The following is a 13,907-nucleotide window of genomic DNA, read 5'->3' on the forward strand; positions in this document are numbered from 1 at the left end:
GGCGAGCGCCGAAAACGGCGATGCTGCCGTAACCGCGGCGGCAAGACAGGCGCTGAGAAGCAGGAAACGACGCATGGAAACCTCTGGCTGGCGAATCAGTGCGGCTATTTTGTCGCTCCGCAGCGGAAATGAAAGCCCCGCTCTCATTCCAGTCGAGTGCGGCGAAAATGGGACCCGAAGACGGTTTCGTCCTGCCGCGGATAGGAGTAAAAGGCGCCCGCGTGCTGCTTCCGCCGCAGGGTGGAGGGAGCGCAAAAATGCCGCACGGGCATGTCGGGGCAGATATTGCGGCGGCCGGAAAACTGTGATTGAAGCAGGATTATATACCTTGGATTCTGCGTTCGATTGATCGAGATCAAACGCATGGGGAGAAAATAGCGATGAACAGAGCTTATGCAGTGATGACGGGGCTCATCTGTCTGCTCTTTGCGTCCGCCGCAGCGGCGGACAAGCCTGTGGACTGGCAGATGGGTCTGCAGCAGGCGGCGACGCCGATCATGCGGGAAATCCGCTGGTTCGAGCAATATACGCTCTGGTTCATCGTTCCCGTCACCTTGCTGGTCCTCGCGCTGCTTATCTACGTGGTGCTGAAGTTCCGCGCGAGCGCCAACCCGGTTCCCTCGCGCACGAGCCACAACACGATGATCGAGATCGTCTGGACCATCGGTCCGGTCCTGATTCTCTTCTTTCTCGCCATTCCTTCCTTCAACCTTCTCAACGCCCAGCTTCAGATCCCGCAGAATCCCGATCTGACGATCAAGGCGACCGCGACCCAGTGGCTCTGGAGCTACGAGTACGAAGGTGGCGAAAATCCGGTCTCCTTCGATTCCTATCTGCTGAAGGACGAAGACCGCGCCGCCGCCGGCAAGGAGGACCGCTCCGCCTATCCGCGCCTTCTCGCCGTCGACAACGAAATGGTCGTGCCGGTCAACAAGACGGTCCGCCTGCTCGTGACCGCGGCTCCGACCGATGTCATTCACGCTTTCGCGATGCCGGCCTTCGGCCTCAAGATCGACGCCGTTCCCGGCCGTCTGAACGAGACCTGGTTCCATGCCGAGAAGGAAGGCCTCTACTACGGCCAGTGTTCCGAACTCTGCGGCAAAGACCATGCCTTCATGCCGATCGCGATCCGCGTCGTTTCGGATGAGCAGTATGCGACCTGGCTCGCGACGGCTGCATCCGACGTGCCTGCCGCGAACCGCGCTCTGATGGCTTCGGTCGACGGCGGCAAGCCGGCCGTTCTCGTCGCCGAAACCGAATCCAAGTAATAAGAGGAGTGAGGACAATGGCTGGACATTCCGCTCACGACGATCACGCTCATGCCCGCACCTCTCACGATGATGCGCATGCCCATGACCACCACGATCACAAGCTGAGCTTTTTCGATCGCTGGTTCAAGTCGACAAACCATAAGGACATTGGCACGCTCTATCTGATGTTCGCCATCATGGCCGGCATCGTCGGCGGCCTCATGTCGGTCGCCATGCGCATGGAGTTGCAGGAGCCCGGCATCCAGATCTTCCATGGTCTGGCGGCGATGGTCTACGGCTTCCAGGGTGACGCCGCGATCGACGGCGGCAAGCACATGTTCAACGTCTTCACCACCGCGCACGCGCTGGTGATGATCTTCTTCATGGTCATGCCGGCTCTCATCGGCGGTTTCGCCAACTGGATGATCCCGATCATGATCGGCGCGCCGGACATGGCTTTCCCGCGCCTCAACAACATTTCGTTCTGGCTCCTGCCGCCCGCGTTCCTGCTGCTGATCCTCTCGATGTTCGTCGAAGGTCCGGCGGGCGCTTACGGTGTCGGCGGTGGTTGGACGCTCTATCCGCCGTTCTCGTCGACCGGCATGCCGGGTCCCGCGGTGGATCTGGCGATCTTCGCACTGCACGTTTCGGGTGCTTCCTCGATCCTCGGCGCGATCAACTTCATCACCACGATCCTGAACATGCGCGCTCCGGGCATGACGCTGCACAAGATGCCGCTCTTCGCCTGGTCCGTGCTGGTCACCGCCTTCCTGCTCCTGCTCTCGCTGCCGGTGCTTGCAGGCGCCATCACCATGCTTCTGACCGACCGCAACTTCGGCACGACCTTCTTCGCGCCGGAAGGCGGCGGCGACCCGATCCTCTACCAGCACCTGTTCTGGTTCTTCGGTCACCCGGAAGTCTACATTCTGATCCTGCCGGGCTTCGGCATCGTCAGCCACATCGTATCGACCTTCTCGAGGAAGCCGGTCTTCGGCTATCTCGGCATGGCCTATGCCATGGTCGCGATCGGCGCCGTCGGCTTCATCGTCTGGGCCCACCACATGTACACGGTCGGCCTGTCGCTCGATGCGCAGCGCTATTTCGTCTTCGCCACGATGGTCATCGCCGTTCCGACCGGCATCAAGATCTTCTCGTGGATCGCGACGATGTGGGGCGGTTCGCTCTCCTTCCGCACCCCGATGATCTGGGCGATCGGCTTCATCTTCCTGTTCACCGTCGGCGGCGTCACGGGCGTTCAGCTCGCCAATGCCGGCCTCGACCGCTCGCTGCATGACACCTACTACGTGGTGGCTCACTTCCACTACGTTCTGTCGCTCGGCGCGGTCTTCGCCATCTTCGCGGCCTGGTACTACTGGTTCCCGAAGATGAGCGGCTACATGTATTCCGAAACCCTCGGCAACCTGCATTTCTGGGTGATGTTCATCGGCGTGAACCTCGTGTTCTTCCCGCAGCACTTCCTCGGCCTTGCCGGCATGCCGCGCCGCTACATCGACTACCCGGATGCATTCGCCGGCTGGAACTACGTGTCCTCCATCGGCTCCTACATCTCCTTCGTCGGCGTCCTGATCTTCCTCTACTGTGTGTGGGAAGCTTTCGCCAAGAAGCGCGTCGCGGGCGACAATCCGTGGGGCGAGGGTGCGAGTACGCTGGAATGGCAGCTTTCTTCGCCGCCGCCGTTCCACCAGTGGGAACAACTGCCGCGCATCAAGTAAGCGGCGGTTCATCGAAAGAGGGCGTCGCGGCACCCGCGATGCCCTGAAGCAATTCCAGGAAAAGTGGGAACCGGTTTTCCGTCCGGAATTGCTTAAAAAAAGAGATAGAGCATTTCAGGCGACCGTTTCACCGGAAATGCTCTAGGACGTGTAGCAGGATGGATCAATGACGGTCATCGACAATCACGAGGTACTCGGCACCGAAGCGGGTTCGCGCCTGTCGGAAGCCGGTGCGCGTGATTTCTTCGAGCTTTTGAAGCCGCGCGTGATGTCGCTCGTGGTCTTTACGGCGTTTGCCGGCCTGGTCCTGGCGCCCGGTCACATCAATCCGGTGCTCGGCTTCATCTCCATTCTCTGCATCGCGGTGGGGGCAGGGGCCTCCGGCGCGCTGAACATGTGGTATGACGCCGATATCGACGCCGTCATGAGCCGTACCGCCAAGCGCCCCATCCCGGCCGGCCGCATCCTGCCGCAGGAAGCGCTCGCCTTCGGCCTCACGCTCTCGGTCTTCTCGGTCGTCATTCTCGGCCTTGCGGTGAACTGGTTCGCAGCCGGCCTGCTAGCCTTCACCATCTTCTTCTATGCCGTCGTCTATACGATGTGGCTGAAGCGCTCGACGCCGCAGAACATCGTCATCGGCGGTGCTTCCGGCGCCTTTCCGCCAATGATCGGCTGGGCCTGCGTGACGGGCGGCGTCTCCTTCGACAGCGTGCTGCTGTTCCTCATCATCTTCCTGTGGACGCCCGCGCATTTCTGGGCGCTGGCGCTCTTCAAGATGCGCGATTACGGCTCGGTCGGCATTCCCATGATGCCGAACGTCGCCGGCGAGGCATCCACGAAGAACCAGATCCTCGCCTATGCGGTGCTGACCGCGCTGACCGCCGTCGCACCCGCCGTTACGGGGCTTGCGGGTTGGGCATACGGTGCTTTCGCCGCCGTGCTCGGCGCCATCTTCATCTACTGTTCCATCGCCGTCCGGCGCATGCCAGACGGCGACGAGAAGATGATCGCGGCAAAGAAGATGTTCGCCTATTCGGTCTTCTACCTGTTCGCGATCTTCTCCGCTCTTCTGGTCGATCGGCTGGCCGGAGGGCTTCTGAACCTCGCGGGAGGTACGCTATGATCGATACCGTCAAGCTCAACGACGCTCAGAGAAAGTCGCGGCGCAACCGCAATGTCGCGCTCGGCGTCGTGCTCGCGGCGCTCGTCGTGCTTTTCTATGTCATTACGCTGGTGAAGATCGGCGGGCTCGGGAACTGACGGGACAGGAGGCGGACATGGCGGAAATGGCTCAAGGCAACGGCAGAAAGCAGGTCGGCAACGGCGCGATCCTGGCGGCTTGCGTCGTCTTCGTGGCGGCCATGGTGGGTGCGGCCTATGCCGCCGTGCCGCTCTACCGGCTGTTCTGCCAGGTCACCGGCTATAACGGCACGACCCAGCGCGTCGAGCAGTTTTCCGATACGATCCTCGACCAGACCATGCGCGTCACCTTCGATGCGAACACGTCGAGTGGCCTGAACTGGGATTTCAAGGCGGCGCAGGCGATCGAGCCGAAGATCGGCGAGACTGTGCAGGTCAATTTCACCGCCACCAACCGCTCGCCCAATCCGACCACCGGCACGGCCGTCTTCAACGTGACGCCCATGGAAGCCGGCGCCTATTTCAACAAGGTGCAGTGCTTCTGCTTCACGGAAACGACGCTGCAGCCGGGCGAAACACTGGAAATGCCGGTGCTGTTCTTCGTGGACCCGGAGATCACCAAGGCGGAAGAGACGAAAAACATCAAGACGATCACGCTTTCCTATACCTTCTACCCCAGCGAGCCGTCCAAACCTGTGGCCGCGCTGCCGGAAAAGGGTAAGGGGGGAGACGGGAAACTTTAGAGTAGAGGGTTCGCCGGTTTCCGGCGGAGCAGGCATTCATCGGGGATTCTGACATGGCCGAAGCGCATCAGAAAAATCACGACTACCATATCATCGATCCGAGCCCGTGGCCGCTTCTGGCCTCGGTCGGCGCCTTCATCATCACCTTCGGCGGTGTCGGCTACATGCGCTACCTGCATGGCGGGCAGTTCAACCTGTTCGGCGTGAACATGGCCAATCCGTGGCTGTTCTACATGGGCCTGGCGATCATCCTCTACACGATGATCGGCTGGTGGACGGACACCATCAAGGAAGGCCGCGAGGGGCATCATACCCGCGTGGTATCGCTGCATCTGCGCTATGGCATGATCATGTTCATCGCCTCCGAGGTGATGTTCTTCGTCGCCTGGTTCTGGGCCTTCTTCGATGCGAGCCTCTTCACCAACGAGGCGATCCAGGCCTCGCGCGTTCAGGCGACCGGCGGCCAGTGGCCGCCTCAAGGCATCGAAGTGCTCGATCCCTGGCACCTGCCGCTCTACAACACCGTCATCCTGCTGCTTTCCGGCACCTGCGTGACCTGGGCTCACCACGCCCTGCTGCACAACGACCGCAAGGGCCTGGTCAACGGCCTTGCGCTCACCGTGGCTCTCGGCGTCCTGTTCTCCTTCGTGCAGGCTTACGAATATGCGCATGCGCCCTTCGAGTTCTCCAACTCGATCTATGGCGCGACCTTCTTCATGGCGACAGGCTTCCACGGCTTCCACGTGCTGATCGGCACGATCTTCCTGGCCGTCTGCCTGCTGCGCGCCATTCGCGGCGGCTTCACGCCGACCCATCACTTCGGCTTCGAGGCTGCCGCCTGGTACTGGCACTTCGTCGACGTGGTCTGGCTCTTCCTGTTCTTCTCCATCTACATCTGGGGTGGCTGGGGCGCTCCGATCGCCCACTGAACGGGAATTTAAAGGTATCGGGAGGGCGGCTTTGGGCCGCCCTTTCTGCTTTCGGGAATTGGGATGACGATATGGCCGTGAAGGATATGGCAAACGCAAAGGACGGCGGCGCGAGCGTGCCCGCGAGCCGGTGGAAATCCGTCGCGACGGTTGGCGTGGTCATCCTCGCGCTGGCGATCCTCCTTTCGCTCGGCACCTGGCAGGTGCAGCGCCTTCACTGGAAGGAGAGGCTGCTTGCCGATATCGCCGAGCGCCGCACCGCCCCGCCGGTCACGGTGGCGGAGATCGAGGAGATTGCCAAAGCCGGCGGAGATATCGAATATCGCACCGTTTCGGTGACCGGCAGTTTCGACCATTCGCGCGAGCGGCACTTCTTCGCCACGCATGAGGGCCGCACCGGCTTCTACGTCTACACCCCGATGACGCTCGCCGATGGCCGCGTGCTGTTCGTCAACCGCGGCTTCGTGCCCTATGAGATGAAGGAGCCTTCGACGCGTGCGGATGGCGAAGTCGCGGGTGAAGTGACCCTTACGGGATATGCGCGTGGGCGGCTTTCCGAAAAGCCGTCCTCGCTGGTTCCGGATAATGATACGGCCAAGAACATCTTCTACTGGAAGGATCTCGATCTCATGACATCGAGCGCCGGCCTCGGCGCCGGCAAGGTCCTGCCTTTCTTCGTGGATGCGGATGCCTCGGTGAAAAGCCCCGGCGGCTGGCCTGAGGGCGGTGTCACCCAGTTCGACCTGCCGAACAACCACCTTCAATATGCGGTGACCTGGTACGGGCTGGCGGCGGCGCTTCTCGCGGTCGTCTTCGGCGTCTGGTGGAAGCGCAGGCGCTCCGGCGGCGCGGAGCTTTGAGCAAACATTTTCCTTGGCGGGGCCGGATTGGCTCGCCTATATGGAGCCTGACGCATGTCGCGGAAAAGTGGGAACCGGTTTTCCGATCACGACATGCGCTAGGGAAAACGAAGCGTAACACGCTTCGGCGGTTAACGACGGAACGGGAATGAACATTCAGGTCACCAAACCGGCGCTCACGATAAGGCTTTGCGGCCCGCGGGGCTTCTGCGCAGGGGTCGATCGCGCCATCCAGATCGTCGTGCTGGCGCTGAAGGCCTATGGCGCCCCGGTCTATGTCCGCCATGAGATCGTCCACAACCGCTATGTGGTCGAAGGGCTGGAGGCCAAGGGCGCGATCTTCGTCGAGGAGCTCGATGAAATTCCGGACGAACACCGGGAGCAGCCGGTCGTGTTCTCTGCCCATGGCGTGCCGAAATCCGTGCCCGAGGATGCGCAGACCCGCAATCTCTTCTATCTCGATGCCACATGCCCGCTGGTCTCCAAGGTCCACAAGCAGGCCATGCGCCACCAGCGGCTCGGCCGCCACGTCGTTCTGATCGGCCATGCCGGTCATCCGGAGGTGATAGGCACGATGGGGCAGTTGCCGGAAGGCGCGGTCTCGCTGGTCGAGACCGTCGAGGATGCCGAGGCCTACCAGCCGGCCGATCCGGACACTCTCGGCTTCGTCACCCAGACGACCCTTTCGGTCGATGATACCGCTGGCGTCATTGCCAAGCTGCAGGAGCGGTTTCCGAATATCCAGGCGCCGGCCGCCGATTCGATCTGCTATGCGACGACGAACCGCCAGGAGGCGGTGAAGGCGGCTGCTCCCGGCTGCGATCTCTTCATCGTCGTCGGCGCTCCGAATTCTTCCAATTCCAAGCGGCTGGTGGAGGTCGCGTTGCGCGCCGGCGCCAAGCGGTCGCTTCTCGTGCAGCGCGCTTCCGAGCTCGATTGGAACGAGATCGGCGATATCGGCACGCTCGGCATATCCGCCGGAGCCTCCGCGCCGGAAGTGATCGTCGACGAGATCATCGACGCCTTCCGCGAGTGCTTCGATGCGCGGGTGGAGCTGGCGATCACGGCCGAGGAGAACGAGAACTTCCTGGTCAACCGGGAACTTCGCGGCGTTCCGCTGACCCGGGAAGACATGGCCTGGGTCAATGGGTGAGGGTGAGGAGCGGTCCGGCGAAGCCGGAGAAATCGATCCAGTGAATCGATTTCAGCGACGAACGCCCGGAGCTATAGCGAAGGGCCGGACGAGGCGGCGAAGGTAGCGGAGCAATTCGGAAACACTCCGAAGGACGAACGCCCGGAGCCATAGCGCAGGGCCGGGCGACGCTTCCGAATTCTACCTTTGAAATTTAAGAGAATAACGTGGCCGTTTACACCGATATCACCGAAGACGACCTCAAGCGCTTCCTCACCGAATACGATGTCGGTGAGCTTACCTCCTATAAGGGAATTGCCGAGGGCGTTGAGAACTCCAACTTCCTGCTGCACACCACCCGCGATCCGCTGATCCTGACGCTTTACGAGAAGCGCGTGGAGAAGGCGGATCTGCCGTTCTTCCTCGGTCTGATGCAGCACCTTGCCTCGAAGGGCCTTTCCTGTCCGCTGCCTCTGCCGCGCCGGGATGGGGCGCTTCTCGGTGAGCTTTCCGGTCGTCCGGCGGCGCTCATCTCCTTCTTGGAAGGCATGTGGCTGAGGAAGCCGGAGGCGAAGCATTGCCGTGAGGTCGGCAAGGCGCTTGCCGGAATGCATCTCGCTGGCGCCGATTTCACGATCGAGCGGCCGAATGCGCTTTCGCTCGAGGGCTGGAAGGCGCTTTGGGCGAAGTCCGCCGAGCGGGCCGACGAGGTCGAGCCTGGTCTGCAGGAAGAGATCGCGGCCGAACTGGATTTTCTGGCGGCGAACTGGCCGAAGGATCTGCCGGCGGGCGTCATCCATGCCGATCTTTTCCAGGACAACGTCTTCTTCCTGGGCGACCGGCTCTCCGGCCTGATCGACTTCTACTTCGCCTGCAACGACCTGCTCGCCTATGACGTCTCGATCTGCCTGAATGCCTGGTGCTTCGAGAAGGACGGTTCCTACAACATCACCAAGGGCTCGGCCCTGCTGGAAGGCTATTGCAGCGTGCGGCCATTGTCCGAAGCCGAGATTGCCGCCCTTCCGGCACTCTCCCGTGGCTCGGCGCTGCGCTTCTTCTTGACCCGCCTCTATGACTGGCTGACGACGCCCGCCGGCGCGCTGGTGGTCAAGAAGGACCCGCTGGAATATCTGCGCAAGCTGCGCTTTCACCGCCAGATCGCGTCCAGCGCGGAATACGGGCTGGCGCCGGAGATGGCCGGATCATGAAGCATGTCGAGATTTTCACCGACGGCGCCTGCTCCGGCAATCCCGGCCCCGGCGGCTGGGGCGCCATCCTGCGCTATGGCGAGGCGGAGAAGGAGATGTTCGGCGGCGAGGCTGAAACGACCAACAACCGCATGGAGCTGATGGCGGCGATCCAGGCGCTGAACGCGCTCAAAGCCGCTTGCGAGGTCGATCTCTATACGGACAGCGCTTACGTGAAGGACGGCATATCCAAATGGATCTTCGGCTGGAAGAAGAACGGCTGGAAGACGGCCGACAAGAAGCCGGTGAAGAATGCCGAACTCTGGCAGCAGCTCGAGGAAGCGCGTAATAAGCACAAGGTGACCCTGCATTGGGTCAAGGGCCATGCCGGACATCCGGAAAACGAGCGGGCCGACGAGCTTGCCCGCCTCGGCATGGCGCCGTTCAAGAAAAGGTAAGCGATCAAGGGAGCAGAAGAACATGGCGCAGAATATCTACGACAAGCCGGAATTCTTCGAAGGCTATAGCCAGCTTCCCCGCTCGGTGCATGGGCTGGCGGGTGCGCCGGAATGGCCTTCCATCCAGGCGCAACTGCCCGCGCTGAAGGGCCTGCGCGTCCTCGACCTCGGCTGCGGTTTCGGCTGGTTCTGCCGGTTCGCGGCAGGCGAGGGAGCCGCCTCCGTGCTCGGCCTTGATCTCTCGCAGAACATGATCGACAGGGCGCGGGCGGAAACCAGCGATCCCGCGGTTCGTTACGAGATCGCCGATCTGGAGCATGTCGAGCTGCCCGGGGCCGCCTTCGACCTCGTCTACAGCTCGCTCGCCTTCCACTATCTGGAGGATTTCGGGCGCATGGTTCGGAAGGTTGAGCGCGCGCTGGTGCCCGGCGGAAGCTTCGTCTTCACCATCGAGCATCCGATCTACATGGCGCCCACCCAGCCGGGTTTCCGGACGGACGAGGCCGGCCGCAGGATCTGGCCGGTCGATGGCTATTCCGTGGAAGGCAAGCGCACCACCGATTGGCTCGCCAAAGGCGTCATCAAATATCATCGCACGCTCGGCACCACGATCAATACGCTGATCGATGCCGGCTTCGTGCTTGATAGGCTGGTGGAATGGCATCCTTCGCCGGAGCAGCTTGCCGCAAATCCCGCCTTTGAGGAGGAGATGGATCGGCCGATGATGATGATCCTCTCCGCGCACCTGCCGGATTAGCACCGATGTCGTTCCGCATCCTCTCCCTGAACGCCTGGGGCGGCCGCGTCCACGAGCCGCTGATGCGCTATCTGCCGAAGGTCGATGCGGATGTGATCTGCCTGCAGGAGGTGACGCGCACCCCGTCGCGCGGGGCCGAATGGCTCGCCTATCGCGACGGATCGCTGGTGCTGCCGCAGCGCGCCAATCTGTTCGAGGAGGTGCGGGCGGCGCTTCCCGATTACGAAGCCTTCTTCGCGCCGGTCGCCCGTGGCGATCTTTTCGACGGCGACGAGGTGGTTGCCTCCGAATTCGGGCTCGCCACCTTCGTCAGGAAATCGCATTCGGTCATCGGCCAGGCGCTCGGCTTCATCCACGGCGCGTTCTCGGCGGATGGCTGGGGAGATCACCCCCGCTCGCGCAATGCCCACGGCGTCCGCGTCTTCAGCTATGGGCTGAACAGGGCGATGACAGTCGTCCAGCTTCATGGCCTGCGCGATCCCGCCGGCAAGGGCGATACTCCGGCGCGTCTTGCTCAGGCGCGTGCGCTGGTGAAGCTCGTCCGGCAGGTCTGGCAGCCGGGCGAGGGCCTGGTCGTCTGCGGCGATTTCAATGTGCTGCCGGATAGCGAAACGTTTCCGATCCTCGGCGAGCTCGGCCTAACGGAACTCGTCACCACGCGCGGCTTCACCGATACGCGCACCTCCTGGTATGCGAAGGACGGCCGGTATGCGGATTACCTGCTGACCACGCCCGATATCGGGATTGCCTGCTTCGAGGTGGTCGCCGAACCCGAGGTCTCGGATCACCGCGCACTGCTTCTGGAAATCGCCTGATCCCCAGTTGCGCTTGCGCCGTCAGCCACTATTCTGCCGCCAAAAGATCGGGAGGCTGGGACTATGATCCTTCATTGCGTGTTTCTTCGCTTCAAGGCATCCATGCAGGCGGCCGACAAGCAGGCTCTCTACGATGCCGTCGCGGCCTTGAAACAGGTCGTTCCCGGCATGCTCGACGTGAAATACGGACCGAATATCTCACCGGAAGGGTTGAACGGCGGTTTCGTGGATGGATTCGTGGTGACCTTCGAGAGCCCGGAGGCCCGTGACGCCTATCTGGAGCATCCGGATCATATGGCGGTCGGAGAGCGCATCGTCAGCGCGACCGACGGAGGGCTCGCCGGCCTGCTGGTTTTCGATCTGGCGGTGTGACGGCGGAGCCTCGCGGCCCCGCCCGAATGTCGGATCAGATCTGCTCCAGCATCGTGGCGGCGCTGGAGACGGTCGCCTGGCCGGGGCTTTCCTCGATGTTGAGCGACTTCACCACACCGTCTTCCACCAGCATAGAATAGCGCTTGGAGCGAACGCCGAGCCCGCCGCCGGAAAGATCCGTATCGAGACCGACCGCCTTGGTGAAGGCACCGTCGGAATCGGCGAGGAAATGGATCTTGCCGAAGCCGCCGGTATGCTCGGCCCAGGCGCCCATCACGTGCCAGTCGTTGACGGCGATCACTGCGATGTCGTCGACGCCGCGGGCGAGAATGGTGTCGCGGTTTTCGAGGTAGCCGGGCAGGTGGTTCAGCGTACAGGTGGGCGTGAATGCGCCCGGCACGGCGAACAGCACCACGCGCTTGCCCTTGAAGAGCTGTTCCGTGGTGACCTCGACCGGACCTTCGGCGGTCTTTTCCTTGAATTTGGCTTCGGGCAGCTTGTCGCCGACGGCAATGGTCATGGTGCTCTCCTTCGTTCGGGCAAGTTGGGATGGCCCGCCCCTTCGCGGCGCACTATAGACCCAGCCGGATTGATGGCAAGGAAAGATGGCCGCAGAAAACGGGCCGTCATTCGAAGGTGAGCGAGGTCTCCATGGCGCGGTTTCCGGCGATCACCAGAATGCCCCAGCGCTGGCCCTTCATCTCGTAATCTTCCGGCAGCTTTCCGATGGGCATGTCGAGGGAATAGCTGTTGCCTTTCCGCTCGCCGTTGAGGCTGTCGAAGAGCACGTGTCCCTCCGGCCCGGTGACGAAGACTTGGGGCGCTTTCTCAACATCGGCCGGCAGTTCCAGGGTGAGCTTGAGGAGATCGCGGCTTTGCGTCACGGCGTAATGGGTGACCGAAAAATCGTCGGAAGGGGCCTCCGGCAGCGTCAGGGCTGCTTGGGAGAGGATCATCGCCTCTTCCACCGGCGTGCCCTTGACCGAGCCGAGCGCCAGCGTGAATTCCGCCTGGAAGGGAATGCAGATGTTGCGGCACAGCCCGATGAATGCGGAGGCGCCGAGACTGACGGGCGTTTCCGGATCGCTCACCGTGAGCTCGAAGGGAAAGGTCACGGCCTGATCGTAGCCGATGTCGCGCAGCTTGCCGCTGTCGATGCGTTTCGGCACGGGGTAGGAGATGCTGTCGAGCGTCACGCCGCCGGCCTTCGAGAAGACCATTTTGGGCGGGATTCCAGCGTCGCCAGGCTCGCGCCAATAGGTGATCCAGCCCGCCTTCGGCTCGATCTGCAGCGCCCCGCGCACCTTGCCGTTAGGCTCCGGCGGCAGCGCTATGATGCGCATCCGCCCGCCTTCGTTCTGCGCCCATGGCGTCATCTCGGCATTGGCCGTTGGGACGTGGTAGAGCAGCCCGCCAGCGGCCAGGGCGCCGGCAAGCGTCAGCGAGCGCCATCGGGAAGATAGGCGATTGGTTAAAATTCTTCTCATGCCGGCAATGCATTTAGCCGATCCGGCCGTCGCGGGCCAGTCACGAGCCCGAGAAGGCGATCATTTTCGGTTGATTGCGAAGGCACTCTGCCCCATCTTCATTTTATTGTTGTTCTGAAGCCTTCCGCCCGAGCCGGGTGGAAGAGCGGACTGGAGGCGCGATGGCCTTGTCGAGCTTGAAGGATACGGACGAGCGCGGCTTCCTGGATGGCCAATTCCTGATTGCCATGCCCGGCATGCAGGACGGCGATTTCGCTCGCGCTGTCGTCTATATCTGTGCTCACTCGCTCGCCGGCGCCATGGGTTTCATCATCAACCGGCCCCAGAACATCTCGTTCACGGATGTCCTGCTGCATCTCAAGCTCTGCGATCAGACCGAAGCCATCATGCTGCCGGATCAAACCCGCGATTTTCCGATCCTCTCAGGGGGGCCCGTGGAAACCGGCCGCGGTTTCGTCCTGCATTCGGATGATTTCCTCTCCGAATCCTCCATTCCCGTCAGCGAGGAGATTTCGCTGACCGCCACGCTCGACATTGTGCGCGCCATCGGTGAGGGCAGGGGGCCTGCCCGCGCCACCATGCTTCTCGGCTATGCCGGCTGGGGGCCAGGCCAGCTCGAGACGGAAATTGTCGGCAACGGATGGCTCACTTGCCCGGCTACGGAAGAGCTCATCTTTGACCGTGTGCTGGAGGGCAAGTACGAGCGGGCCCTGGCGCTCCTCGGCATCGCGCCGGAAATGCTGTCCAGCGAAGCCGGCCACGCCTGAGCGCGCAATCCGGCTGGAACCGAACAGCACGCCCCGCGTTTCCTGCGCTCCGGACGATGAGCGTCCGCAAACAGGGAGATGTGAAATGGGCAGCACCAAGGACAAACTGGCCGGCAAGGCCAATGAAGTGACCGGCAAGGCGAAGCAGGCTGCGGGCGCTGCGACGGGCAAGGACAGCCTTCGCGCCAAGGGCGCAACCCAGGAGGCTAAGGGACATGCGCAGCAGGCCAAGGGCAAGGTCAAGGATGCCGCCAAGAGCACGCTCGACCGTCTCTGA

At 62.4% G+C, this 13,907-nt stretch carries 17 protein-coding genes; 15 read left to right on the forward strand and 2 right to left on the reverse strand.

Annotated elements, in window-relative coordinates:
- Window positions 1-380 precede the first annotated feature (380 nt).
- The 13 genes from coxB (at window position 381) to ACE04I_RS09390 (ending at window position 11,376) form a co-directional block, all read left to right on the forward strand.
- Window positions 381-1,268, forward strand: coding sequence for a cytochrome c oxidase subunit II (coxB, locus tag ACE04I_RS09330; protein ID WP_137326666.1), 888 nt, complete (start codon window positions 381-383; stop codon window positions 1,266-1,268).
- Between the two features lie 17 nt (window positions 1,269-1,285).
- Window positions 1,286-2,983 (forward strand): cytochrome c oxidase subunit I, encoded by a 1,698-nt coding sequence (gene ctaD / locus ACE04I_RS09335; protein ID WP_046795946.1) that lies wholly within the window; start codon window positions 1,286-1,288, stop codon window positions 2,981-2,983.
- Between the two features lie 166 nt (window positions 2,984-3,149).
- The gene (locus ACE04I_RS09340; RefSeq protein ID WP_046795945.1) at window positions 3,150-4,106 is read left to right on the forward strand and encodes a heme o synthase; all 957 of its coding nucleotides are present in this window, start codon (window positions 3,150-3,152) and stop codon (window positions 4,104-4,106) included.
- Window positions 4,103-4,243, forward strand: coding sequence for a hypothetical protein (locus ACE04I_RS09345; protein WP_156176988.1), 141 nt, complete (start codon window positions 4,103-4,105; stop codon window positions 4,241-4,243). The genes ACE04I_RS09340 and ACE04I_RS09345 overlap by 4 nt, the downstream gene beginning before the upstream one ends.
- A gap of 17 nt (window positions 4,244-4,260) precedes the next feature.
- Window positions 4,261-4,866, forward strand: a complete 606-nt coding sequence (locus ACE04I_RS09350) for a cytochrome c oxidase assembly protein (protein ID WP_046795944.1) — start codon at window positions 4,261-4,263, stop codon at window positions 4,864-4,866.
- Window positions 4,867-4,919: 53 nt separating this feature from the next.
- Window positions 4,920-5,795, forward strand: coding sequence for a cytochrome c oxidase subunit 3 (locus ACE04I_RS09355; protein ID WP_046795943.1), 876 nt, complete (start codon window positions 4,920-4,922; stop codon window positions 5,793-5,795).
- A 71-nt stretch (window positions 5,796-5,866) separates the two neighbouring features.
- Window positions 5,867-6,655: an SURF1 family protein gene (locus ACE04I_RS09360; protein ID WP_046795942.1), complete on the forward strand. Its 789-nt coding sequence runs from the start codon at window positions 5,867-5,869 to the stop codon at window positions 6,653-6,655.
- A gap of 148 nt (window positions 6,656-6,803) precedes the next feature.
- Entirely contained in the window at window positions 6,804-7,808 is a 1,005-nt protein-coding gene (ispH, locus tag ACE04I_RS09365; protein ID WP_046795941.1) for a 4-hydroxy-3-methylbut-2-enyl diphosphate reductase, read from the forward strand.
- A 206-nt stretch (window positions 7,809-8,014) separates the two neighbouring features.
- Complete coding sequence (locus ACE04I_RS09370; RefSeq protein ID WP_046795940.1) at window positions 8,015-8,995, forward strand: homoserine kinase; 981 nt, start codon at window positions 8,015-8,017, stop codon at window positions 8,993-8,995.
- Window positions 8,992-9,432, forward strand: a complete 441-nt coding sequence (gene rnhA / locus ACE04I_RS09375; RefSeq protein WP_046795939.1) for a ribonuclease HI — start codon at window positions 8,992-8,994, stop codon at window positions 9,430-9,432. Before ACE04I_RS09370 ends, rnhA begins: the two co-directional genes overlap by 4 nt.
- A 22-nt stretch (window positions 9,433-9,454) precedes the next feature.
- Window positions 9,455-10,189, forward strand: coding sequence for a class I SAM-dependent methyltransferase (locus ACE04I_RS09380; RefSeq protein ID WP_046795938.1), 735 nt, complete (start codon window positions 9,455-9,457; stop codon window positions 10,187-10,189).
- Between the two features lie 5 nt (window positions 10,190-10,194).
- A complete protein-coding gene (locus tag ACE04I_RS09385) occupies window positions 10,195-11,004 on the forward strand; it encodes an endonuclease/exonuclease/phosphatase family protein (protein WP_046795937.1) in 810 nt (269 codons plus the stop codon).
- Between the two features lie 63 nt (window positions 11,005-11,067).
- A complete protein-coding gene (locus ACE04I_RS09390; RefSeq protein WP_046795936.1) occupies window positions 11,068-11,376 on the forward strand; it encodes a Dabb family protein in 309 nt (102 codons plus the stop codon).
- A gap of 34 nt (window positions 11,377-11,410) precedes the next feature.
- Here the strand turns inward: ACE04I_RS09390 and ACE04I_RS09395 are convergent, their stop codons facing one another.
- Together ACE04I_RS09395 and ACE04I_RS09400 are read right to left on the reverse strand one after the other, a co-directional pair.
- On the reverse strand, window positions 11,411-11,896 hold the full coding sequence (locus ACE04I_RS09395; RefSeq protein ID WP_046795935.1) for a peroxiredoxin: 486 nt from the start codon (window positions 11,894-11,896) through the stop codon (window positions 11,411-11,413).
- A 106-nt stretch (window positions 11,897-12,002) separates the two neighbouring features.
- On the reverse strand, window positions 12,003-12,863 hold the full coding sequence (locus ACE04I_RS09400; protein ID WP_245282137.1) for a protein-disulfide reductase DsbD domain-containing protein: 861 nt from the start codon (window positions 12,861-12,863) through the stop codon (window positions 12,003-12,005).
- A gap of 161 nt (window positions 12,864-13,024) precedes the next feature.
- Here ACE04I_RS09400 and ACE04I_RS09405 point away from each other — a divergent pair, with 161 nt between their 5' ends.
- Complete coding sequence (locus ACE04I_RS09405) at window positions 13,025-13,630, forward strand: YqgE/AlgH family protein (RefSeq protein WP_046795934.1); 606 nt, start codon at window positions 13,025-13,027, stop codon at window positions 13,628-13,630.
- Window positions 13,631-13,715: 85 nt separating this feature from the next.
- The gene (locus ACE04I_RS09410; protein ID WP_046795933.1) at window positions 13,716-13,907 is read left to right on the forward strand and encodes a CsbD family protein; all 192 of its coding nucleotides are present in this window, start codon (window positions 13,716-13,718) and stop codon (window positions 13,905-13,907) included.

The organism is Rhizobium moroccans (genome assembly GCF_057559155.1).